This is a genomic window from Deinococcus seoulensis (genome assembly GCF_014648115.1).
GTDB lineage: Bacteria > Deinococcota > Deinococci > Deinococcales > Deinococcaceae > Deinococcus > Deinococcus seoulensis.
In genome coordinates this window covers 23,753-44,527 of sequence record NZ_BMQM01000006.1, presented here as the reverse complement: position 1 = coordinate 44,527, position 20,775 = coordinate 23,753, and the positions used below count along the sequence as shown (strand labels likewise).

General features: G+C 70.0%; 21 protein-coding genes. 10 read left to right on the top strand and 11 right to left on the bottom strand.

Annotated features, from left to right (window positions below; genetic code table 11):
- Window positions 1-76: 76 nt before the first annotated feature.
- The 5 genes from IEY70_RS06465 to IEY70_RS06445 all read right to left on the bottom strand — a co-directional run bounded on the left by IEY70_RS06465 (window position 77) and on the right by IEY70_RS06445 (window position 4,618).
- A complete protein-coding gene (locus IEY70_RS06465; RefSeq protein ID WP_189064190.1) occupies window positions 77-655 on the bottom strand; it encodes an antibiotic biosynthesis monooxygenase in 579 nt (192 codons plus the stop codon).
- Between the two features lie 16 nt (window positions 656-671).
- Entirely contained in the window at window positions 672-1,994 is a 1,323-nt protein-coding gene (gene hisD / locus IEY70_RS06460; protein WP_189064189.1) for a histidinol dehydrogenase, read from the bottom strand.
- Between the two features lie 86 nt (window positions 1,995-2,080).
- Entirely contained in the window at window positions 2,081-2,779 is a 699-nt protein-coding gene (locus tag IEY70_RS06455) for a DUF3108 domain-containing protein (RefSeq protein WP_229777695.1), read from the bottom strand.
- Window positions 2,776-3,963, bottom strand: a complete 1,188-nt coding sequence (locus tag IEY70_RS06450; protein ID WP_189064188.1) for a phosphopentomutase — start codon at window positions 3,961-3,963, stop codon at window positions 2,776-2,778. Before IEY70_RS06450 ends, IEY70_RS06455 begins: the two co-directional genes overlap by 4 nt.
- 202 nt (window positions 3,964-4,165) lie before the next feature.
- Entirely contained in the window at window positions 4,166-4,618 is a 453-nt protein-coding gene (locus tag IEY70_RS06445; RefSeq protein ID WP_189064187.1) for a hypothetical protein, read from the bottom strand.
- A gap of 170 nt (window positions 4,619-4,788) precedes the next feature.
- On the opposite strand from IEY70_RS06445, the gene lptB reads away from it, so the two are divergent.
- The 4 genes from lptB (at window position 4,789) to IEY70_RS06425 (ending at window position 8,835) form a co-directional block, all read left to right on the top strand.
- Entirely contained in the window at window positions 4,789-5,580 is a 792-nt protein-coding gene (gene lptB / locus IEY70_RS06440; protein WP_229779428.1) for an LPS export ABC transporter ATP-binding protein, read from the top strand.
- A 51-nt stretch (window positions 5,581-5,631) separates the two neighbouring features.
- Window positions 5,632-7,326, top strand: coding sequence for a DUF3084 domain-containing protein (locus IEY70_RS06435; RefSeq protein ID WP_189064185.1), 1,695 nt, complete (start codon window positions 5,632-5,634; stop codon window positions 7,324-7,326).
- A 110-nt stretch (window positions 7,327-7,436) separates the two neighbouring features.
- Window positions 7,437-8,642 carry an ABC transporter substrate-binding protein gene (locus IEY70_RS06430; protein ID WP_189064184.1) on the top strand — a complete coding sequence of 402 codons (1,206 nt, stop codon included), beginning with the start codon at window positions 7,437-7,439 and terminating at the stop codon, window positions 8,640-8,642.
- Window positions 8,643-8,679: 37 nt separating this feature from the next.
- The gene (locus IEY70_RS06425) at window positions 8,680-8,835 is read left to right on the top strand and encodes a hypothetical protein (RefSeq protein WP_189064183.1); all 156 of its coding nucleotides are present in this window, start codon (window positions 8,680-8,682) and stop codon (window positions 8,833-8,835) included.
- A gap of 37 nt (window positions 8,836-8,872) precedes the next feature.
- Here IEY70_RS06425 and IEY70_RS06420 read toward each other — a convergent pair whose 3' ends face one another.
- Together IEY70_RS06420 and IEY70_RS06415 are read right to left on the bottom strand one after the other, a co-directional pair.
- Window positions 8,873-9,532 carry a potassium channel family protein gene (locus IEY70_RS06420; protein WP_189064182.1) on the bottom strand — a complete coding sequence of 220 codons (660 nt, stop codon included), beginning with the start codon at window positions 9,530-9,532 and terminating at the stop codon, window positions 8,873-8,875.
- A gap of 86 nt (window positions 9,533-9,618) precedes the next feature.
- The gene (locus tag IEY70_RS06415; RefSeq protein ID WP_189064181.1) at window positions 9,619-11,046 is read right to left on the bottom strand and encodes a TrkH family potassium uptake protein; all 1,428 of its coding nucleotides are present in this window, start codon (window positions 11,044-11,046) and stop codon (window positions 9,619-9,621) included.
- A gap of 62 nt (window positions 11,047-11,108) precedes the next feature.
- Here IEY70_RS06415 and IEY70_RS06410 point away from each other — a divergent pair, with 62 nt between their 5' ends.
- From IEY70_RS06410 to IEY70_RS06400, 3 genes are all read left to right on the top strand, one after another.
- Window positions 11,109-12,188, top strand: coding sequence for a methyltransferase domain-containing protein (locus IEY70_RS06410; protein ID WP_189064180.1), 1,080 nt, complete (start codon window positions 11,109-11,111; stop codon window positions 12,186-12,188).
- 100 nt (window positions 12,189-12,288) lie between these two features.
- On the top strand, window positions 12,289-13,305 hold the full coding sequence (locus IEY70_RS06405; protein WP_189064179.1) for a Gfo/Idh/MocA family protein: 1,017 nt from the start codon (window positions 12,289-12,291) through the stop codon (window positions 13,303-13,305).
- A gap of 51 nt (window positions 13,306-13,356) precedes the next feature.
- Window positions 13,357-14,292 (top strand): DUF8754 domain-containing protein, encoded by a 936-nt coding sequence (locus tag IEY70_RS06400; protein ID WP_189064178.1) that lies wholly within the window; start codon window positions 13,357-13,359, stop codon window positions 14,290-14,292.
- Window positions 14,293-14,332: 40 nt separating this feature from the next.
- Here IEY70_RS06400 and IEY70_RS06395 read toward each other — a convergent pair whose 3' ends face one another.
- A complete protein-coding gene (locus IEY70_RS06395) occupies window positions 14,333-15,268 on the bottom strand; it encodes a phosphotransferase family protein (protein WP_189064177.1) in 936 nt (311 codons plus the stop codon).
- Complete coding sequence (locus IEY70_RS06390) at window positions 15,261-15,713, bottom strand: hypothetical protein (protein ID WP_189064176.1); 453 nt, start codon at window positions 15,711-15,713, stop codon at window positions 15,261-15,263. Before IEY70_RS06390 ends, IEY70_RS06395 begins: the two co-directional genes overlap by 8 nt.
- A gap of 86 nt (window positions 15,714-15,799) precedes the next feature.
- Between IEY70_RS06390 and xpt the strand changes: the two genes are divergently transcribed.
- The 3 genes from xpt (at window position 15,800) to msrB (ending at window position 18,650) form a co-directional block, all read left to right on the top strand.
- Window positions 15,800-16,381 (top strand): xanthine phosphoribosyltransferase, encoded by a 582-nt coding sequence (gene xpt / locus IEY70_RS06385; RefSeq protein WP_189064175.1) that lies wholly within the window; start codon window positions 15,800-15,802, stop codon window positions 16,379-16,381.
- 146 nt (window positions 16,382-16,527) lie between these two features.
- Window positions 16,528-18,090: an acyl-CoA carboxylase subunit beta gene (locus IEY70_RS06380; protein WP_189064174.1), complete on the top strand. Its 1,563-nt coding sequence runs from the start codon at window positions 16,528-16,530 to the stop codon at window positions 18,088-18,090.
- A gap of 107 nt (window positions 18,091-18,197) precedes the next feature.
- Window positions 18,198-18,650, top strand: coding sequence for a peptide-methionine (R)-S-oxide reductase MsrB (msrB, locus tag IEY70_RS06375; RefSeq protein WP_189064173.1), 453 nt, complete (start codon window positions 18,198-18,200; stop codon window positions 18,648-18,650).
- A 64-nt stretch (window positions 18,651-18,714) separates the two neighbouring features.
- On the opposite strand, the gene IEY70_RS06370 is transcribed toward msrB, so the two are convergent.
- On the bottom strand, window positions 18,715-19,563 hold the full coding sequence (locus IEY70_RS06370) for a CAP domain-containing protein (protein ID WP_189064172.1): 849 nt from the start codon (window positions 19,561-19,563) through the stop codon (window positions 18,715-18,717).
- A gap of 288 nt (window positions 19,564-19,851) precedes the next feature.
- Window positions 19,852-20,616 (bottom strand): hypothetical protein, encoded by a 765-nt coding sequence (locus tag IEY70_RS21270; protein WP_189064171.1) that lies wholly within the window; start codon window positions 20,614-20,616, stop codon window positions 19,852-19,854.
- Window positions 20,617-20,775: the final 159 nt, after the last annotated feature.

The window sequence follows — 20,775 nt, the reverse complement described above, 5'->3', positions numbered from 1 at the left end:
GGGCATCTGGGCACGTACCCGGATGCCCCCCTTCCTGTCCGGAATCCGGGTGCCCGTCAGCGGCGCAGCCAGCCCATCAGCGGCGCAGCCAGGGGGTGGCCCAGCGGGTCACGGCGGGCATGACGAGGTAGGTCATGGACAGCACGACCACGATCATCTGCGGCAGCGCCCGCACGGGCATGGGCCAGTGCCCCAGCCAGGGTTTCAGGGCCTCCCCGAACAGCCATGACGTGCTGACGCTCACCGGGTACAGCGCCGCGAGGGTCAGCAGCGCCATCTTCCAGCGGGGCGGCTGGCGCAACCTGGGCGCGGCGGGCGGCGTGAACCAGAAGTCCAGGCCCGGTTGTTTCTCGAAACTGACGTGCTCGTCGACCAGCGGCGCGATGCGCGCGAGCCAGTCGGCGCGTTCCGGCGAGAGTTCCCAGTCGGCAGCGGCACTCAGGGACTCGAAACGGGCCAGCAGGGTGTACTCGTGCTCGCCGGGCGGGGGGCGCACGACGCCGGTGCCCCGGTGACCGGGAATGCGGGCCAGCAGGGCGTTCGCCTCGGTCAGCAGGGATTCGTACTCGGCTTCCCGGCCGGGGCGGATGCGGCGGCGGACGACCAGACTGACCGGGTCGCTGGGGCGGTGATCGTTCAGGTGCAGGTCGTTCATGCGTGGGTCGCGGCGTTCACGCCGGGTCGCGGGGCAGGCGGCTCTCGATGGCGCGGGCGTGCGCCTCGAGGCCCTCGGCGCGCGCCAGGGTCGCTCCGGCCGGGCCGATGCGGCGCAGCGTGCCCTCGTTCAGGCCCACGACCGAGATGATGTTCTGGAAGTCCCGCACGTTCACGGGGCTCATGAAGCGGGCGGTGCCGCCGGTCGGCATGACGTGACTCGGCCCGGCCACGTAATCGCCCAGCGCCTCCATGGAGTACTCGCCGATGAACACCCCCCCGGCGCGCTGCACCTGCCCCAGCAGGCTCCAGGGGTCGCGGGTCAGCAGGCACAGGTGCTCGGGGGCGTACAGGTTGGCGAGGTCCAGCGCCTCGTCCAGCGTGCCGGCCAGCACGACCTTCATGCGCGCCGACACGCTGTCCCGCGCCCAGCCCCGGTTGGGTTCCGGCAGCGCCTCCAGTTGCCCGTTCAGTTCGGCCTGCACGCGCAGCAGCAGCTCGCGGCTGGTGGACACCAGCACGGGTTCCGCGCCGTTGTGCTCGGCCTGGGCGAGCAGGTCGGCGGCCACGTGGCGCGGGTCGGCGCTGTCGTCGGCCACGACCAGCGTCTCGGTCGGGCCGGGCAGACTCTCGATGCCGGTCTGGCCGTACACGAGGCGCTTGGCGATCACCACGAACAGGTTGCCCGGCCCAGCGATCTTGTCCACGGCGGGAATGCTGGCCGTGCCGTACGCGAGCGCCGCGATGGCCTGCGCGCCCCCGGCGCGGAACACCTGATTCAGGCCCAGTTCGCGCGCCGCGACCAGGATGGCCGGGTGCACGCTGCCGTCACGGGCGGGCGGCGTGGTGACCACGATGTCCGTCACGCCCGCCACCTGCGCGGGCACCGCCGTGTGAATCAGGGTGCTGATCAGCGGGGCCAGCCCGCCCGGCACGTACACGCCCACCCGGCCGAGCGGGCGCACCAGTTGCCCCAGCGCGCCGTCCGGGCCGTGGTTCAGGAACCCATGCGCGGGCTGCTGCTCGTAGAAGGCGCGCACGCGGGCGATGGCGGTCCGGATGGCGGCGTGCAGGTCGGCGGGCACGCTGGCGGCGGCCAGTTCGTCGGCGCTGACGGCCAGGGTGTCCGGGCGGGCGCCGTCCAGGCGTTCGGTCCAGTCGCGCAGGGCGTCGTCGCCGCGCGCGCGGACGTCGGCCAGGATGCGCTCTGCGACCTGCGTGGGGCTCAGGGCCTCGCCGAAGGTCGCCTCGATGCGGGCCAGGACGGCGTCCGGTACGGGCAGGTCATTGAAGGTGCGCGTCAGGGCGCGGCGGGCGTCAGGGCCTTCCAGAACTTGCATGATCACTCCAGGGTTGGGGCAGGGGACAGGGGGGGGAGGGGAGAAGGTCCGCCGGGCCAGTCAGGCGGGCAGGTCAGGGGGGCAGGTCAGGCGCGGCGGCGGCGGGGAGCGTTCCCGTTCGGGGCGCCGCCAGCCGGGGCGCGGCGGGCCGCTCCGGCCGACACGTTCGCCTCGACCGGGCCGAAATCGGTGGGTTGAATCAGGCGTGTCAGGCGCCACGGCGCGGCCTGTTCCACGAACACGTACGCGCCGCCGGGCCGCAGGTAGAACCCGCTGCACACCGCGCCCGCGATCTCCTGGTCCGGCAGCCGCTGAATCAGCACCCGGCCGCCCGTCAGTTGCGCGTGCGTCCGTTCGGGTGTGGCCGGGTCCGTGTGCGCCGGGTCGCGGGCCACCAGGGCGCGCAGCCACAGCAGCAGACTGACCGGATCCTGGTACTCGGTGGTCAGGGGGGCGCTGGCCTCATCGCGACCCTGCCGCAGCGTGACCGTCCCGGCGCGCCGGTCGAAGTTCACCTCGAAGGCCGCGCGGCCGCGCCCGTCCCCCTCGGCGTACCCCAGACTGGTGTGCTGACGCGGGTGGACGCGGCTGGTCTGCACGCGCCGGATCTCGGGCAGCACCCCGCCGAAATCGGTCTGTACGCGCGCCACGACGGCGCTGCGTTCCGGGTGAATGGCCCAGTGCTGCTCTCCGGCGTAACGGCCGCCGAGGGTCAGGGTCAGCGTGAACGCTTCCGGCGCGGCGTACAGGCCGTCCGGCAGCGGGGTGGGCGCCGGTCCGTTCACCCGTTCCGGGCGCTCAGCAGCGGCCAGAAGCTCTCGCCCGGCCCGCTCCAGTCGGCGCCGAGCGCGTCGGCGGCGGTGGCGCCCACGTCCGCGAAGGTGGCGCGTTCGCCCAGGTCCACGCCCGCCGCGCCGCCCGCGTGCGCCAGCAGCAGTCCGTACTCGCGGGTGTGATCCGAGCCCTTCCAGGTGGGGTCGTTCCCGTGGTCACTGATGACGATCAGCGCGCCCCCGGCGGGCACGGCGGCGATCAGGTCCGGCAGGGCCGCGTCGAACTGCGCGAGGCAGGCGCTGTAGCCCTGCGGGTCGCGGCGGTGCCCGAAGCGACTGTCGAAATCCACCAGGTTCGTGAAGATCAGGCCCGAGGTGCCCTCGGCGGCCGCGCGGCGCATCCGCTCCAGCGTCTTGATGATGCCGTCGGCGTTGTCGTCGGTGTGGATCTCCTCGGTGAAGCCCCGGTGCGCGTAGATGTCCGGAATCTTCCCGATGCCCACGACCGCCCGCCCGGCGTCCTTCAGGGCGTCCAGCACGGTGGGCGGCGGCACGAGGCTGAAGTCCTTGCGGTGCTCGTTCACGCGCTCGAACGGCAACTCGCCCCGGAACGGGCGGGCGATCACGCGGGCCACGGCGTACTCGCCCTGCAGGATCTCGCGCGCGGCGGCGCACCACGCGTACAGCGTCTCCAGCGGCACCACGTCCTCGTGCGCGGCAATCTGGAACACGCTGTCCGCGCTGGTGTACACGATGGGCTTGCCGGTTCGCACGTGCTCCTCACCGAAGTCCAGCAGCACGTCGGTGCCGCTGTACGGGCGGTTGCACAGGTGCCCGGTGCCGGTCGCCGCGTCGAAACGGTCCATCACGGCGGGCGGGAAGCCGTCCGGGAACACCTGGAATGCGTGTTCCAGTTGCACGCCCATGAACTCCCAATGGCCGGTGCTGGTGTCCTTGCCGGGACTGACCTCCCGCATCCGCCCGAACGCTCCCTGCGCGGGCACGGCCGGGACAGTCGCCGGGTCCGTGTGAACGGTCGGCACGTGGGCCAGGCCCAGCGCCGCGAGGTTCGGAAGATGCACGGGCGCGGCCTGCAGGGTGTGGTTCAGGGTGTGCGCCCCGGTATCCCCGAAGCTCGCGGCGTCCGGCAGTTCGCCGGCACCCACGGAATCCAGTACGACAATCGTCAGCAACATGCCGCCCAGTCTAGAGCATTTACCCCAAATCCAGGCTCTTTAGCGTTGAGTGAATTGAGTGAATTCTGCCGATCAGGACGGAGAATAAGCTACCCGCGAGGGGTGTTTTTCGTGCCGGTTCACTTCTCTGTTGTTGCTGTCCGTACTGCGAGATGCTTATGTATGGCTGAGAATCGGGGAATTTTGCAGGAGGTCCGATGAATTATTTTCTCTTGCAGACTGATATGACTGCGGGCTCTTGATGGCCGGGAAGCCAAGCCAAGATCCAACGACCTTCATTCTTGTCTCGCCACTCCGCAGCCATCAGAATATCGTATTTGGTTTCTTTGATCAATGTAAAGCCGGCTTTCGCAAATCCCTTTTTAGCCTCTGAAAAGCTAGAGGGGCCGTTCTTCACGAATCCAAGTTTCTCTGATTTAGGTTGGCATATGCTGGTCCAGGGTTGGCCACTGTATCGCTGACCATCAAGTGCAGTACTGGCCATTGGAAGTAGCGTGAGGGCCACCTTACGCTGTGGATCAGATAGATTTTTCGGCAGCAGGGGAAGGGATGGCTGAAGGGATAAAACCAGATAGAGCGGAGTGGATAGGGCGGATATCACGCAACGATCATAGCTGCCTGCAATTGGCACTGCCTTGTCTTGCCAAATGATCATTGGCTCTCCTGTGAAAGCGGCGGTTTAGGCCGCCCCAGCTGTCTGACTTTCTCGAGTCCGTCTGTCCGCGCGACCCTCCGCGCCCGCCCACACTCCGGCGGGGGCCGGTTCTGGGGCTGAACCGGAACTTCATCACGGGACTCATGGGGGGCGCGTGGTACGCTGCGAACGTGACTGCTCCCGCCTCCCAGACTCCCTCTCAGACGGCTGTCACGCCCGTGCAGGACGCGCCGCAGCGCCCGGTCCTGCACGCCGAGCACCTGGGCAAGAACTACGGCCGCCGCGCCGTGGTCCGCGACGTGAACCTGACCGTCCGGCCCGGCGAGATCGTGGCGCTGTTCGGCCCGAACGGTGCGGGCAAGACCACCACCTTCTACATGCTGGTGGGCTTCATCCGGCCCGGCGCGGGCCGCATCGCGCTGGGTGACCGGGACGTGACGCGCCTGCCCATGCACGAACGCGCCCGCCTGGGCCTGGGGTACCTGCCGCAGGAACCCAGCGCCTTCCGGAAACTCACGGCCCGCGACAACCTGCTGGCCATCCTGGAATACCAGAACCTGAGCCGCGCCGAGCAGGAAGCCCGCGCGGACTCGCTGCTCGCCGAGTTCGGCCTGACGCACCTCTCGGGCAGTTACGCCTACCAGCTGTCCGGCGGGGAACGCCGCCGCCTGGAACTGGCCCGCGCCCTGACCACCGACCCCGACTACCTGCTGCTGGACGAACCCTTCACCGGCGTGGACCCCAAGAGCATCCGCGAGATTCAGCGCCTGATCCACGAACTGCGCGACCGCCGGGGCCTGGGCGTGTTCATCACCGACCACAACGTCCGCGAGACCATCGCCCTGACCGACCGGGTGTACCTGATGTTCGACGGGCAGGTGAAGTTCGAGGGCACGCCCGCCCAGTTCGCGCAGGACGAGGACGCCCGCCAGTACTACCTGGGCGACGACTTCGAACTGTGATCCCCCCCGCGCCCCCCGCCGTGAACGCGGCCCCCCACCGGAGTCCCTGAGATGCTGTGGCTGTTCCTGCCGTTCGTGATCGTCCTCTCGGGCGTGGTCGCGTACGCCGCCGACACCATCGCCCGCAAGGCCGGACGCAAGCACATCCGCCTGTTCGGGCTGCGGCCCAAGACGACCGCGCTGCTCGTGGCGGTGCTGTCCGGCATGGGCATCAGCGCCGCCAGTCTCGCCGCGTTCCTGCTGCTCAACCGCAACGCCGTGAGCACCATCGCCATGGCTGACCAGCTGCGCCCGCAACTGGAGGCCCTGCGCACCGAGATCGGAACCGTGCAGGGCGACCTGAAAGCCGCGCAGGCCGACCGTGACCGCGCCCAGCAGGAAGCGCAGACCCTGCGCGGGCAGCAGCAGGCCGCGCAGCGCGACCTGACCAGCACCCGCGCCGACCTGAACGCCGCCCGCACCGCCGAACGCACCCTGACCACCCAGGCCGCCGACCTGCAACGCCGCGTGAGTGCCCTGACCACCACCCGCACCTCACTGGAACGCCGCGCGGAGGAAAGCCGCCAGAAACTCGCGCAGAGCGAGCAGGCCCTGACCCGCAGCCAGCAGCGCGCCCAGGCGCTCGACGCGCAGGTCGTGGACCTCGGGGCGCGCATCGCCCTGAGCGAACAGGAGACCCGCAGCGCCCAGGAACGCGCCGCCGCCGCCCAGCAGGCCGCCGAGCAGGCCCAGGCGCGCGCCGCCGCGCAGCAGCAGGCCGCTCAGGCCGCGCAGCAGGCCGCCCGGACCCAGACCGCGCAGGCCAGCGCGCAGGTCGCGGCCCTCAGCGCCCAGCTGAGCCGACTGAACGCCTCCCGCGCCGCCGCCGACAGCGCCCTGACCGAGGCGCAGGACGCCCTGGCCCGCGCCCGCGCGCAGCAGCAGGCCGCGCAGCAGACCCGCGACCGCCTGCTGGCCGAACGCACCCAGCTGACCAGCGACCGCGACGCCGCCGCCCGCGACCGCGACCGCGTGCGCGCCGAACTGACCACCCTGCAGGCCCAGCAGGCGCAACTCAAGGCCCAGCAGACCCAGCTGCGCGCCAGCAACGAGGCGCTGGGCCGGGACCTGGCCGCCGCCCGCGAAACGCTGGGCAGACTGCAGGACGAGTACTCCAGCAGCCGCGCGGAACTCAGCGCCAGCCGCAACACCGACCTCGCGTACCCCAAGAACGACCTCGTGTACGCCGCCGTGGTGCCCAGCGTCCGCAACCTCGACGCCTTCCTGACCGAGGCGGCCCGCGCCGCCCAGACGCGCGGCGCGAAAGGCACGCCCAGCGTCCGCCTGAACACCCAGGCCCGCACCGCCCTGGAAACCAAACTGCGCGGCCTGAACGTCAGCACCTTCGTGCAGTGCCGCGCCGCGCAGAACAGCGCCGCCGGATTCCCGGTCGACCTGACCTGCGACGCCCGCCCGAACGCCGTGCTGTTCCGGGGCAATCAGGTGATCCGCCGCGCCAGCGTGAACCTGCGCGCCACGCCCGGCGCCATGCAGGAACAGGTGAGCGACCTCGTGCGCGACACCATGCTGGACATCACCACGCGCGGCGTGCCCAGCGAGTACGTGCAGGGCCTGGACGTGACCGAGTTCGTGACGCTGCTCGGCCGCCTCGGCGAGCGCAGCGGGAACGTCGCCATCGTCGGCATCGCCGCGCGGCAGGACGTGCGCCCCGGCAGCCGCGTGGACCTGTACCCCGTGCTGCCCTGAACGCCGCCCCCACCCCGGACACCCTGCCCCGACCGTCAATCCAGACCGTCAGTCCGGACCGTCAGCCCGGCAGGCAGATGGCCGTCAGGTGCAGCGGGTACACTCCGCGCATGCGCTCCCTGACCTGCCTGCTGACCCTGACCCTGCTGCTTCCGGCCGCGCAGGCCGCGCCGGTCCGCGTGGAGTTCTGGCACGCCATGACCGGCGTGAAAGACACGGTCGCCGCCTACGCCCGCGACTTCAACCGCTCGCAGGACCGCTACGAACTCGTGCCGGTCGCGCAGGGCAACTACCGCGACCTGCTGCCCAGGTTGCAGGCCGCGCAGAAGACCGGGAAGGCCCCGGCGCTGGTGCAACTGGAATTCACGCAGTTCCCGGCGCTGGCCCAGGCGGGCAAACTGACCGACCTGTCCCGCGTGGTCGCCGACCTGCCCGGCACCCTGAAGAACGATTACTACCCGGCCGTGTGGCGCGCCGGTGAACTGGCGGGCCGCACGTACGGCCTGCCCTGGAACGTCAGCGTGCCGGTCCTGATGTTCAACGCCCGCATCCTCCAGAACGCAGGCGTGACCCCCCCGGCCACCTGGACGGCCCTGGAAAGCGCCAGCCGCGCCCTGACCTCCGGCGGGCGCCGCCCACTGGTCGTCGCCGCCGACGCCTGGACCTTCGAGGCGAACGTCCTGTCACGCGGCGGCAGTCTGGTCAGTGGCGCGCAGCCCCGCCTGAACAGCCCGGACGCCGTGGAAGCCCTCACGCAACTGGCCCGCATGAGCGCCGCCGGTCAGGCGCAGCCGCGCACGCTGGGCGAGGCGACCCGCGCCGCCATCGACTTCGCGCGCGGGCAGAACGTGTTCGTGCTGGCCAGCGTCGCCAACTGGACGGACGCCCGTAAACTCCCGTTCTTCAGTCTGGGCGTCGCGCCGTTCCCGTGCGAGAAGGCCGGGGCGTGCACGGTTCCGCTGGGCGGCGCGACCCTGGCCGTGCCCGCCGGGACGCCCGCCGCCGAGCAGGCCGGAGCGGCCGCGTTCTGGCAGTACCTGAACACCCCCGAACGCCTGGCCGACTGGGTGCAGGTCACCGCGTACGCCCCCACCCGCCGCGCCGCGCTGCCGCTGCTCGAAGGCTGGTACGGCCGGAACCCGCAACTGCGCGCCGCGCACGCCCAGATGAACCGCGCCGTGCCGCGCCCCACCACGCCCGCCTACGCCGAATGGACGGCCCTGCTGGAAACCGCCATTCAGAAAGCCACGACCGGAAAGGCAAACGCGAAGGCCGCGCTCGACGAGGCCCAGGCCCAGGCCCAGGCAGGGCGCTGAAACCGGCCGGGCGGGCCGGCGGCGTACACTGGCCCGCATGAACGCCCTGTATCTGCTGCTGACCCTGGCGACCGCCGCGCTGCTGCTGCTGTTCCTGCTGCGTCCCGGCGCGGCGCGGGCCGGGGCGGTGTGGGGTCTGGCCGCGACCCTGCCGCTGCTGGCGGCGATGGTCGTCGCCCTGGGCGGGCAGTAAGGGCGGGCGGGTCCGGCGCACAGCCTACCCTCGGGCGTCACTCGCCCAGGTAGCGGCGCAGTTCGTCCAGGGCGTGGGTGGTGCCGATCACCACGAGTTTGTCGTGGGGGCGCAGTTCATCCTCGGCGCCGGGCGTGACCTCGATCTTCCCGGCGCGGCTCATGGCGATCACCTGCACCCCGAAACGGCCCGTGAGGTTCAGGTCGCGCAGCGTGCCTTTCAGGCGGTCGTTCGCCTCGATTTCCACGACGGCGTAATCGCTGCCCAGGTCCAGGGTGTCCACGATGTTCGGCGTGGCGATCTGCCGCGCCAGGCGCACGCCCATGTCATGTTCGGGGCGGATGACGAGGTCCGCGCCGATGCGTTCCAGTACGCGGCGGGCCATCTCGTCGATGGCCTTGCACACCACGTACGGCGCGCCGAGGCTCTTGGCGTTCATGGTAGCCAGAATGTTCGCCTGCACGTCCGTGCCGATGGCGACCACGACCACGTCGAAGTCCGCGACGCCCAGGGTCCGCAGGGCGCGTTCGTCGCTGGCGTCCAGGATGGCGGCGTGCGTGACGAGGTTCATGACCCGCTCGACGTTCTCCTCGTGCTGATCGACGGCGATGACCTCGTGGCCCATCTCGTAGAGGGTCGTGGCGACCGCCGTTCCGAAGCGGCCGAGTCCGATCACCAGGCATTGTTTGCTTTTCATGGGAAGTCCTTATCTGACGGGCAGCGGGGCCGCTGCCGGGCGTGGGCGAGAGGCGGGAAAGGGGAGGGGCGTCCGGCGGGCCGGGCTCAGCCGATCAGGATGTCCTTCTCGGCCGGGTAGCGGACCAGGTCCCCGGAGCCCGAACGGCTGAACGCCACGGCGAACGTCAGCGGCCCGATGCGCCCCAGGAACATCAGGATGATCAGCACGATGTGCTGGTCGGGGTTCAGCAGCGGCGTGGTGTTCATGCTCAGGCCCACCGTGCCGAAGGCGCTGACCGCCTCGAAGAACAGGTTCACGAAGCGTACGTCTGCGCGGGTATTGAGGGCCAGCAGCAGGACGAACATCATGTTCACCAGCCCGATACTCAGCAGTCCCACCGTCATGGCCCGCAGGATCGTGTCGGTGTCGATGCGGCGGTGGAACAGCGTCGCGTCGCGCCGGCCGCGCACCATGCTCCAGGCGCTGGCCATCATGACGTAGAAGGTGCTGGTCTTGATGCCGCCCCCGGTCCCGCCAGGGTTCGCGCCGATGAACATCAGGATGATACTGATGAACAGCGTCGTGAGGCCCATCGCGCCGTAATCCAGCGTGTTGAAGCCGGCGGTGCGGGTCGTGACGCTCTGAAAGAAGCTGGCCAGCAGTTTCGCGCCGAAGCCCAGCGGGCCCAGCGTGGCCGGGTTGTTCCACTCGAAGATCAGGTACGTCAGGGTGCCGACCACCAGCAGGACCGTCATCATGGTCAGCACCAGTTTGCTGTGCACCGCCAGCCGGTTGCGGCGCGGGTTCATCAGGTGCGCGACCACGTTCAGCTGCACCAGGAAGCCCGTGCCGCCCAGGATGATCAGCAGCGCCACCACGATACTCACCAGCGGGTCGGCCACGAAGTTCATCAGGTTGTTGCTGTACAGCGCGAAGCCCGCGTTGTTAAACGCACTGATCGAGTGGAACAGCGCGTAGAAGAGCCCCCGCCCCCAGCCTTCCAGCGGCACGAACCGGAACGCCAGCAGCGCCGCGCCGACCAGTTCGATCAGGAAGGTGTACAGGAAGATGCTGCGAATCAACGACAGCACGCCACCCGCGTTCAGCGCGCCCACCTGCTGCGCCACCCGCATCCGCTCGGTGAAGTTCACGCGGCGGCGCGACAGCAGCGCGAACGACGTGCCGAACGTGATGATGCCCAGCCCGCCCAGCTGGATCAGCAGCATGATGATCACCTGCCCCAGCCGGTTGAAGTCCTTGGCGGGATCGATGACGTTCAGGCCCGTCACGCACAGCGCGCTGGTCGATGTGAACAGCGCCTGCAGAAAATTCACGGAGCGGCGCGTGCCGTCCTCGTTCAGGCCGTGGGTGACCGGCAGGGCCAGCAGGACGCCGCCCACCAGAATGGCCAGCAGGAACGACAGCGCGATCAGCTGCGGCGGACTCAGGCGTGAATAGAGCGTCTTGCGGCGCACAGCGCGCGCCGCGTCGGATGGACCTGCAGGGGGACGGCTCGGGGGTGGACGGGTCATAACGTGGCCCGGATTCTACGCCCCGGCGTTCCCCCGCACGCCCCGGCATATACTGTCCTGCTATGCCCAGACCCGCCCGATCAGACCGCGCCGCGCCCACCGGGCGGAAATCCAGCCGACCCAAGGTCGATCACCGCACCCGCGCCCCGGCGCGCGAATACGAACTGGAGGCGCTGGCCGGACTGGAACACGTCGCCGCCACCGAACTGGACACCGTTCCGCTCGCCCGTGACATTCGCGGCCCGCGCTTCTGGTACCCCGGCGACCCGGAACGCCTGACCCGCATGAAAAGCGTCACTGCCGTGTACCGCGTGCAGGGCTGGGACGTGCCCCGCCCGCGCGGGCTGCTGGGCCACCAGCAACTCGGGGAACTGACCGCCTTCCTGAAAGAAGTCATCGCGGTCGGCGGGCACACCTCCTTCCGTATCGGCGCGGCCGGCCGGGAAAGCAGCGTCATGCAGCGCATCGCCGAGGAACTCCAGACGGCCCTGCAACTCCCGCACGAACCCGAAACCGGCGAACTCCTGATCCGCATCCTGCCGCAGCAGCAGGGTGAAGGCTGGGACGTGCTGGCCCGCATCACCCGCCGCCCCCTGAGTGCCCGCGCGTGGCGCGAGTGCAACATGTCCGGCGGCCTGAACGCCACCATCGCCTACGCCGCGCACAAACTCGCCGGGCAGCGCGACAACGACCGCATCTTCAATCCCATGAGCGGCAGCGGCACCCTCCTGATCGAGCGTGCCCTGATGGGCCCCTACGACGCGCTGGTCGGCGTGGACATCAACCCCGACGCCGTCACGTGCGCCCAGACGAACATCCGCGCCGCCGGACGCGACATCGAGGTGGCCGCCATCGACGCCCTGCACACCGGCCTGCCCGCCCGCTCCTTCGATCTGGTCATGGCCGACCTGCCGTGGGGCGACGCCATCGGCACGCACGGCGGCAACGAGGCCCTGTACCCCGCCTTCCTGAAAGAAATGCACCGCCTGACCAGCCAGCGCGGCCGCCTGTGCGTCATCACGCATGAGATCCGCCTGTTCGAACGCGTCATGGCCGACCAGCAGAAATGGAACGCCCACGAACTCTTCCAGGTGGCCAGCGGCGGCCATCACCCCAAGGCGTACCTGCTCAGCAAACGCTGACCGGGGGGCGCGGCAGGTGGGACGTGGGCCGGTTCGCCGCGCAGATGCCGTTGACCATCCGCCATCCGCCATCCGCCATTCAGCCTGCTAGGCTGCGGGTATGACTGAACCTGCGTTCCGCTGGGGGCTGCTGGGCGCCGCCCGCATTGCCCGCGCCCTGATTCCCGCGATCCGCGAGGCGGGCGGCGAGGTGGCGTTCGTCGGCGTGCGCGACCCTCAGTCGGCGCGGGCGCAGGCCTTCGCTCAGGAATGGGGCGTGCAGGTCGCCGGAACGTACGAAGACCTGATCGCCGCCGACGTGCACGCCGTGTACAACCCCCTGCCGAACGACGCGCACCTGCCCTGGACGCTGGCCGCGCTGCGAGCCGGGAAGCACGTCCTGACCGAGAAACCCCTGACCCTGAACGCCGCCGAGGCGCAGCAACTCGCAGACGCCGCCGCCGGGACGGGCGGCACGCTGCTGGAGGCCTTCGCGTACCGTTTCCAGCCGCACATCCTGCGGATCGTGGAACTCGTGCGGAGCGGCACGCTGGGCGACGTGCGGTCCGTGCACGGCGCGTTCGGATTCCACATGACCAACCCCGACGACTTCCGCTGGAACGCCGCGCAGGGCGGCGGGGCGCTGTTCGACGTGGGCACCTACCCCGTGAACCTGATGCGCCTGCTGCTGGGCGAACCGCAGGCCGTGACCGCCACCGCCCGCTGGACCGACGCCGGACCGGACGAGGGCGTGGGCGGCATCGACGTGGCCCTCAGCGGCACCCTGGAGTTCGGCGGGGCGCTCGCCAGCCTGGACTGCGCGTTCGACTGGACGGAACCCAGCGTCAGCCGCCTGACGGTCGTCGGCACCCTCGGCACGCTGGACGTGCCCCGCGTGTACCACAGCCACACGCACGAACCCGTGACCCTGCACCTGAACGTGGGCGGCCAGGAAACCCACGAGGCATTCCCGCCGTCCAACGGGTACGCGCGCATGGTCACTCACTTCCAGCGGCTCGCGCGCGGCCAGGAACCGGCGCTGTACCCCCCCGCCGACGCGGTCGCGCAGGCACGCGTGCTGGACGCCCTGTACGCCTCGGCCCGCACCGGCGTGCGCGTACAGTTACCCCGCACCTGACCGGCCGGAGGGACTGCTGCGCCGGGCGTGAACGCGCGTAGAATGCCCCGCATGACCGATCCCCTCCAGGGCTGGCAGCCCGCGCCCGCCGGGCACAAGCACGTCGTCAGCGTCAGCCTGGGCAGCAGCGCCCGCAACGCCCGCGAGACCGTCACCGTGCTCGGCCAGCCGTTCATCATCGAACGGATCGGCACGGACGGCGACGCGAAGAAGATGGCCGCCCTGTTTCAGGCGCTCGACGGCCGCGTGGACGCCTTCGGTCTGGGCGGCGCGGACCTGTACCTGCTGGCCGGCGGGAAACGCTACACCTTCACGAACGTCCGCAAACTCGTCGCCGGGGCGCGCATCACCCCGGTCCTCGACGGCAGCGGCCTGAAAAACACCCTGGAACGCGACGCCATCGCGCAACTGGACCCCATCCTGAACTGGCGCACGCAGAAAGTCCTGATGGTCTCCGCCGTGGACCGCTTCGGGATGGCCGAGGCCCTCGCCGAACACGGCGCCGACATCGTGTTCGGGGACATCGTGTTCGGTCTGAACGTGGACCGGCCCCTGCGCAGCATCACGTCCCTGCGGCGCGTCGCGCGGCTGATCCTGCCCGCCCTGACCCGCCTCCCGCAGGACTGGTTCTACCCGACCGGCGCCAAACAGGACACCAGCGTGCAGGGCAAAGGTACGCGCTACTACGCCTGGGCCGACGTGATCGCCGGAGACACCCACTACGCCAAACGCTACGCCCCGCAGGACCTGACCGGCAAGACCATCCTCACGCAGACCATCACCCAGGCCGACCGCGACTGGATGAAAGCGCGCGGCGTGGCCCGCCTGATCACCACCACCCCCCGCATGGGCAGCCGCAACTTCGCCACCAACGTCCTGGAAGCCATGTTCGTCGCCCTGAGCGGCCGCCGCGAAGCCCTGACCGGCCCCGAGTACCTGGAGTACATCCGGCAGGTCGGCTTCAGACCCGAAATCAACGAGTTGTAAGGGAACGGGGGCTCTGAGGGCCGGGCTGTAAGCTCGTGGCTCACTGCCCCAGCGCCTCCTGCCACTGCGGCACGCGCGGACTGACGCGCAGCAATCCCATCAGGGCGGTGGCGGGGCGGGTGTACCACAGGTCGCCGTTCTCGTGCGCTTCCGGCTGCCGCGTCAGGTAACGGGTGGCGTTGTCCAGCGTGTACGCCAGCACCCGCAGGGTCAGGGCGTCGCCTGCGGTGCCGCCTGCCTCGTGGTACCCGGCGATCAGGTCCGGCACAGCCAGCGGCCCGGAGTAACTGAGGTCCAGGGCCGGGTCGCCCCACCCGGCGTCCCCCCAGTCGATCAGGGCCGTCACCGCGCCGTCCTCCGTCACCATCAGGTTCCCGGCGTGCAGGTCGTCGTGCAGGAACGCAGGCTGCGCGGGCGGCGGGTTCTCGCTCAGCAGGCGGGCGGTAAGGCCGGTCGCCCAGTCGGCCTCGGCAGTGCCCAGCCGCTCGGCGGTCAGGACGCGCGTGCGGGTGCGGGCCGGGTCGGGCGGCGTGATGGACTCCAGGTATCCGTGCGGGTCGGGCGCGTCGGTCACCCCGGCGTGCAGGGCGGCCAGGGCGCGGCCCGCCTCCCGCCACGCGCGGGACAGGCGCGGATCACCGTAGCTCCAGGGCAGGCCGTCCAGGCTGCGGCCCGGCGCGAAGGCGTACAGCGTCACCGGGGCGTCCAGCACCGCGCGCGAGTCGTCGAACACCAGCAGTTCCGGCGTCGGAATGCCCGCCCGCACCGCTGCGGGCACGGCCACACTCTCGGTCCGGGCATCCCCGATGTCGCCGGGCATCGGCACGCGCAGCACCACGTCCCGCCCGGCCCGCCGGGCCCGGTACACGCGGTTCACGATCCCCACGCTCGGCAGACGCGTCAGGGGCGGTTCCAGGCCGAACTGCTGCGCGAAGGCCGCCAGCTCACCCGGCGTCAGGTCGGGAAGGTCAGACACCCCCACAGTCTGACGCGCTGGCCGGGTCGCCCGCATCCGCCGGGTGGCTGCGCCCCCCGGGCGCCAGCGGGTCGCACGGGGGCAGGCGGCGTTCCAGATCAAGCAGGCTGCCCGAGGTGTACGTGACCCGGTAGCCACTCCCGGTGCGGTCCTGCCAGTGGCCGCACCGCGTCCAGCCCAGGGCCGTGTTGTTCGCGCGACTGAACACTGCGTACCGGAAGTTCGGGAAGCGTGACAGCGACAACTGCCCCCTGGACCGTTCGAGGCGGTAATGGCCGGACCCCACGACGCGGGGGAACCGGGACGCGAGCACCTGATCGCAGGTCTGTGCGGCGGCTGACAACGCAGGCGGCGGCGGCCCGAGCAGCGCATGGACACCCAGGACAGTTCCGGCCAGCAGGGCAGCCAGGGCCACGCGGCGGCCCAGGTGAAGCCTATCGATCATGCGGGCGCTCAGCGGACGGCATGCCCCGCATGGTAGTGGGTCCGTTGGCCCGCCGCTGCCGCACCTCAGCGGGTACACTCCGGGGCATGCAGGCACTCGTGGACGCGATTCGGCAGCAGGGTGAAGTTCTTCCCGGTGGGATTCTCAAGGTGGACGGACTGGTGAACCATCAGCTGTTGCCGCACCTGACGCGTGAGATGGGCGAGGTGTTCGCCGCGCACTTCGCGCCGCTGAACCCCGGCAAGATCGTGACCATCGAGGTCAGCGGCATTGCGCCCGCCATTGCCACGGCCATGGTGCTGGGCGTGCCGATGGTGTACGCCCGCAAGAAGAAACCCGTGACCATGAAGGAACCCGCCTTCACGGCGCAGTCCGTCAGCCGCACCAAGGGCGGCGTGGTGGACCTGTTCATCAGCAGCGAGTTCCTGGGCGCCGGGGACCGCGTGGTCGTCATCGACGATTTCCTCGCGTCCGGCGGCACGTTGCGGGCGCTGGCGGGCATGATCGAGGTCAGCGGCGCCGAGCTGCTGGGTATCGGCTGCGTGGTGGAAAAGCAGTTCGAGGCGGGCCGCGCGAAACTCGCGGACCTGAACGTGCCGATTCACACCCTGGCGAACATCGTCCGCATGAGCGAGGCGGACGGTATCGAGGTCGAAGCGGGCAGGTAAGTGGCAGTTGGGTTGTGGGAGGTGGGTGGCCTGACTGGACTGGTCAGGCCACCCACCCTCTTTCGACCATCAACCATCAACCATCCGCCTTCTGTCCCCGGCCCGGTCACGCGTGCGCCTAACGCGCGTTTGGATACCATGCGGGCATGACAAATCCGGGCGTGGAGTTACAGGAACTGATCGCGGCGATGGAGCAGCGCCGCACGCGGGTCGAGCAGGGCGGCGGGCCCGAACGCCTGAAGAAGCAGCGGGACGGCGGGAAACTCACGGCCCGTGAACGGATCGACGTGCTGCTGGACCCGGGTTCGTTCCTGGAGATGGGGACGTTCGTGGAGCACCGGGGCGGCCGTCTGATGCAGGGCGTGGACGCGCCGGGCGAGGGTGTCGTGACCGGGCGCGGCACGATTCACGGGCGGCAGGTGTTCGTGTTCAGTCAGGATTTCACGGTGCTGGGCGGTTCCTTAGGCAAGATGAACGCCGCGAAGGTCACGAAGATCATGGACATGGCCGCCAGGACGGGGTGCCCGGTGATCGGCCTGAACGACAGTGCCGGGGCGCGCATTCAGGAGGGCGTGGATTCTCTGAGTGGGTACGGCGAGATCTTCTACCGCAACGCGATCTACTCGGGCGCGGTGCCGCAGATCAGCGCGATCCTGGGTCCCTGCGCGGGCGGCGCGGTGTACTCGCCGGCCCTGACGGACTTCATCCTGATGAGTGGCGGGAGCAGTTACATGTTCATCACGGGTCCCGAGGTGATCAAGTCCGTGACGCGTGAGGACGTGACCTTCGACTCGCTGGGCGGCGCGGACGTGCACACCCGCAAGAGCGGCGTGGCGCACCTGGAGTACGACGGTGACGAGGCGGTCCTGGCGGGCGTGCGCGACCTGCTGAGCTACCTGCCGCAGAACGCCCGCGAGAAGGCTCCCAGCCAGCCGAGCAGTGACCCGGCCGACCGCACGAACGAGAAACTGCTGGACATCGTCGTGCCGGACCAGCGCAAACCGTACGCCATGCACGACGTGATCCACGAACTGGTGGACGACGGCACCTTCCTGGAAATCCAGCCGAACTGGGCGAAGAACATCGTGGTGGGCTTCGCGCGCCTGAACGGCGAGTCGGTGGGCATCGTGGCGAACAACCCGCGCGTCATGGCGGGCACGCTGAACATCGACGCGTCCGACAAGGCCGCGCGGTTCATCCGCACCTGCGACTGCTACAACATCCCGATCCTGACGCTGGTGGACGTGACGGGCTTCCTGCCGGGCGTCGCGCAGGAGCACGCCGGGATCATCCGGCACGGCGCGAAGATGCTCTACGCGTACGCCGAGGCGACCGTCCCCAAGGTCACCCTGATCACCCGCAAGAGCTACGGCGGCGCGTACCTCGCCATGAACAGCCGCGACATGGGCGCCGACGTGGTGTATGCGTGGCCGACTGCCGCCGTGGCCGTCATGGGCGCCGAGGGCGCGGCGAACATCGTGTACCGACGCGAAATTGCGGGCAGCGAGAACCCCGACGCGACCCGCGCGCAGAAGATCGCGGAGTACAAGGACGCCTTCGACAACCCCTACGTGGCCGCCAGCAAGGGCTACATCGACGACGTGATCCCCATGGAGGACACGAGGCGCGTGCTGATCCAGACGTTTGCCATGCTGCGCGACAAGGAAGAAGCCCGGCCCTACAAGAAGCACGGCAACATCCCGCTGTAAGGGAGGGGCGGGCTGTGGTGAGGTGGGTGGGACGCTGGCCCCGACCCACTCGCCACTTCCTACTCTCGGTCACCGTCACGGCGTCCGAGGGCGCCTAGACTGCCTGCATGACTGACAAGCCGTTCGTGAAACCGTCGGATGCCGAGCTGCGCGAGCGGCTGACGCCCATGCAGTACAGCGTGACCCAGCACGAGGGCACCGAGCGGGCCTACACCGGCGAGTACTGGGATCACACCGGGGAAGGCATCTACGTGGACGTGGTGAGCGGCGAGCCGCTGTTCTCCAGCCTCGACAAGTACGACGCGGGGTGCGGGTGGCCCAGTTTCACCCGCCCGATTCCCAGCGTGACCCTGACCGAGAACACGGATTACAGGATCGGGTACGCCCGCACCGAGGTCCGCTCGGCAGTGGCGGACTCTCACCTGGGGCACGTGTTCCCGGACGGCCCGCAGGAGCACGGCGGGTTGCGCTACTGCATCAACTCGGCCGCGATGCGCTTCGTGCCGCTCGCGGAGCTGGACGCGCAGGGGTACGGCGAGTACCGGCAGCTGTTCGGGTAAAGAGCAACGGCAGCGAGAAAGAGGGAGAGGCTGATCTGGCCTCCCCCTCTTTGCGTTGCGTGCTTCAGCGGGTGCCGAAGTCCTGCACCCAGTAGTGGCCGTAACTGCCGCCCTGCGCGTACCCGACGCCGAGTTCCCTGAAGTTGGCGCTCATGATGTTCCGGCAGTGGCCCTCGCTTTTCAGCCAGCCGTCCACGACCTGCGCGGCGGTGGCCTGCCCGGCGGCGATGTTCTCGCCCCAGGTGCGGTACGCGTACCCGGCGGCGGCGATGCGCTGCGCGGCGGTGCGGCCGTCCTTGCTGGTGTGGCTGAAGTAGTTCTGGGCGGCCATGTCGGCGGCGTGCCCCTGCGCAGCCTGACCCAGTTGCGCGTTCAGGGTCAGGGCAGGCGCGGCGGCGTACGCGGTCGCGCCGCAGGTGCGTGCCTGGGCGCGGGCGGCGTTCACGAGGTCCAGCACCTGCTGTGCGAACCCGGTGGCGGGGGCTGGGGCGGGGGTGGGTACAGGGGTGGGGGCCGGGGCAGCGGCGCGGACGACCAGCGGGAAGTCGATGAATGCGGAGGCGTTGCTGCTCAGCGCGGCGCGGACGGTGGCGTTCCCGCTGCTCACCGGCGTGACCAGTCCGGTCTGCGTGACGGTGGCGACCGCTGCGTTGGTGGTGGTCCACACGAGCTGGCCAGGCGTGGGGGCGCGGCCGCCGACGGTGACGGTCAGCTGCTGCGGCTGCCCGGCTGTGAGGGTGACGGGGCTGGCGACGCCCTGCGGGGCGAGCGTGTCGCTGATGGTGTTGCCGGGGCCAGTGCTGGGGCCGGTGCTGGGGCTGGTGGTGGGTGTGCCGGGGAGTCCCGCGCCGCAGGCGCTGAGGGTCAGGATCAGCGCGGTCAGACCGGCGCCGCGCAGGGGGGTGAGGGGCATGCAGGCATTAGAACGTGCCGTTGTCTCTTTACCGTGAGGAAACCTTTCTCATTTCTCATGTCTGCTTAGACAGGCTGTCGGTGAGCGGAAAGCCTGCCTTTGCGGGAATTCTCACACGCGGGTTTCCTCATGATTTTCAAATGGAAGGCAGGTCAGTTGTGGTTCTCATACGGACTGCCGTCTGTTTCGCCAGCAATCCGGAACTTCACCGCCCCTGCCAGCTCCACGTCCGGAGGGACGTGTTGCTCCCACTCGCTTCGCTCGGACCCAGCGGGCCTTGCAGCCCATTCAATCGGAGTCCGTATCATGCTCGCCGGTCAGCAGGGCGTATGTCACGGATTCGTGCCTGTCCAGGCCTGCCCACCCGTCCGGAACCGTCACGCGCAACCCGTCCCCCAGTGCTGCCGCCGCGTCCAGCAGCGCCGCGCCCGCTCCGGCATCGGCCGCGCCCCACAGGTGCGCCGCGCCGCCCGCCCCACGCGCCTGCCACAGCAGCGACCCGACCGACTGCCCGTCCCGGTACGCCATCAGCAGCGCGAAAGCCCCGGCATTCCCACGCCCGGCAGCGGCCTCCAGCGGCCCCGCCAGTTGCCGCGCCAGTCCCGCCGCCCACCCTGGCGTGCCGTGCGCCGCGCACAGCGCCTCCGCCCACGCACTCAGGTGCAGGCGGCCCACCTGCTCGACCACCACCTGTTCGACCACCACCTGTTCGACCACCACCTGCTCGCCCGCCGGGGCGTCCAGCGGTTCCGGCTGACCAGCCCAGTCGCCCACCCACACCCGCGCTACCGGCCGCGCCGCCAACCCCGCCGCCAGCCCCGCCGGGGCATCCGCGCCTGCCCACGCCATCAGCGGCGGCAACCCCTGACCCTCATGCCAGTCCTGCACGTCCCGCAGATTCACCCCGGTCACATCACCCGGCAGGAACGTCGCGTTCAACGCCAGCACGTTCACGCCCGGCGTGAGCAGCGTCACCGCGCTCCCCTGCTCGCGCTGCACCACCGACAGCGGCGCGTGAAACTCGATCAGATCAGCCAGGGCAGAGGGCAGCACCCACCCAGGGTAATAGGAAGCAGGGAGCAGGAAACGGGGAGCGGATGGGACGCCCGCCCCGATCCACTCCCCACTGCCTGTCGTTTTCTGCCCAGTTCATACGGATTCCGTCTGGTTTGCTGACAATCCGGAACCCGCCCTGCTCCCACTCGCATCCGC

Bases quoted from the DNA above. Each gene is read 5' to 3' on its own strand.
- IEY70_RS06380 (WP_189064174.1), top strand. From the start codon at position 16,528: ATGACAAATCCGGGCGTGGAGTTACAGGAACTGATCGCGGCGATGGAG.
- IEY70_RS06450 (WP_189064188.1), bottom strand. From the start codon at position 3,963: ATGTTGCTGACGATTGTCGTACTGGATTCCGTGGGTGCCGGCGAACTG.
- IEY70_RS06420 (WP_189064182.1), bottom strand. From the start codon at position 9,532: ATGAAAAGCAAACAATGCCTGGTGATCGGACTCGGCCGCTTCGGAACG.
- IEY70_RS06405 (WP_189064179.1), top strand. From the start codon at position 12,289: ATGACTGAACCTGCGTTCCGCTGGGGGCTGCTGGGCGCCGCCCGCATT.
- hisD (WP_189064189.1), bottom strand. From the start codon at position 1,994: ATGCAAGTTCTGGAAGGCCCTGACGCCCGCCGCGCCCTGACGCGCACC.
- IEY70_RS06370 (WP_189064172.1), bottom strand. From the start codon at position 19,563: ATGCCCCTCACCCCCCTGCGCGGCGCCGGTCTGACCGCGCTGATCCTG.
- IEY70_RS06390 (WP_189064176.1), bottom strand. From the start codon at position 15,713: ATGATCGATAGGCTTCACCTGGGCCGCCGCGTGGCCCTGGCTGCCCTG.
- IEY70_RS06425 (WP_189064183.1), top strand. From the start codon at position 8,680: ATGAACGCCCTGTATCTGCTGCTGACCCTGGCGACCGCCGCGCTGCTG.
- IEY70_RS06400 (WP_189064178.1), top strand. From the start codon at position 13,357: ATGACCGATCCCCTCCAGGGCTGGCAGCCCGCGCCCGCCGGGCACAAG.
- xpt (WP_189064175.1), top strand. From the start codon at position 15,800: ATGCAGGCACTCGTGGACGCGATTCGGCAGCAGGGTGAAGTTCTTCCC.
- IEY70_RS06445 (WP_189064187.1), bottom strand. From the start codon at position 4,618: ATGATCATTTGGCAAGACAAGGCAGTGCCAATTGCAGGCAGCTATGAT.
- IEY70_RS06415 (WP_189064181.1), bottom strand. From the start codon at position 11,046: ATGACCCGTCCACCCCCGAGCCGTCCCCCTGCAGGTCCATCCGACGCG.
- IEY70_RS06465 (WP_189064190.1), bottom strand. From the start codon at position 655: ATGAACGACCTGCACCTGAACGATCACCGCCCCAGCGACCCGGTCAGT.
- IEY70_RS06430 (WP_189064184.1), top strand. From the start codon at position 7,437: ATGCGCTCCCTGACCTGCCTGCTGACCCTGACCCTGCTGCTTCCGGCC.
- IEY70_RS06410 (WP_189064180.1), top strand. From the start codon at position 11,109: ATGCCCAGACCCGCCCGATCAGACCGCGCCGCGCCCACCGGGCGGAAA.
- msrB (WP_189064173.1), top strand. From the start codon at position 18,198: ATGACTGACAAGCCGTTCGTGAAACCGTCGGATGCCGAGCTGCGCGAG.
- IEY70_RS06435 (WP_189064185.1), top strand. From the start codon at position 5,632: ATGCTGTGGCTGTTCCTGCCGTTCGTGATCGTCCTCTCGGGCGTGGTC.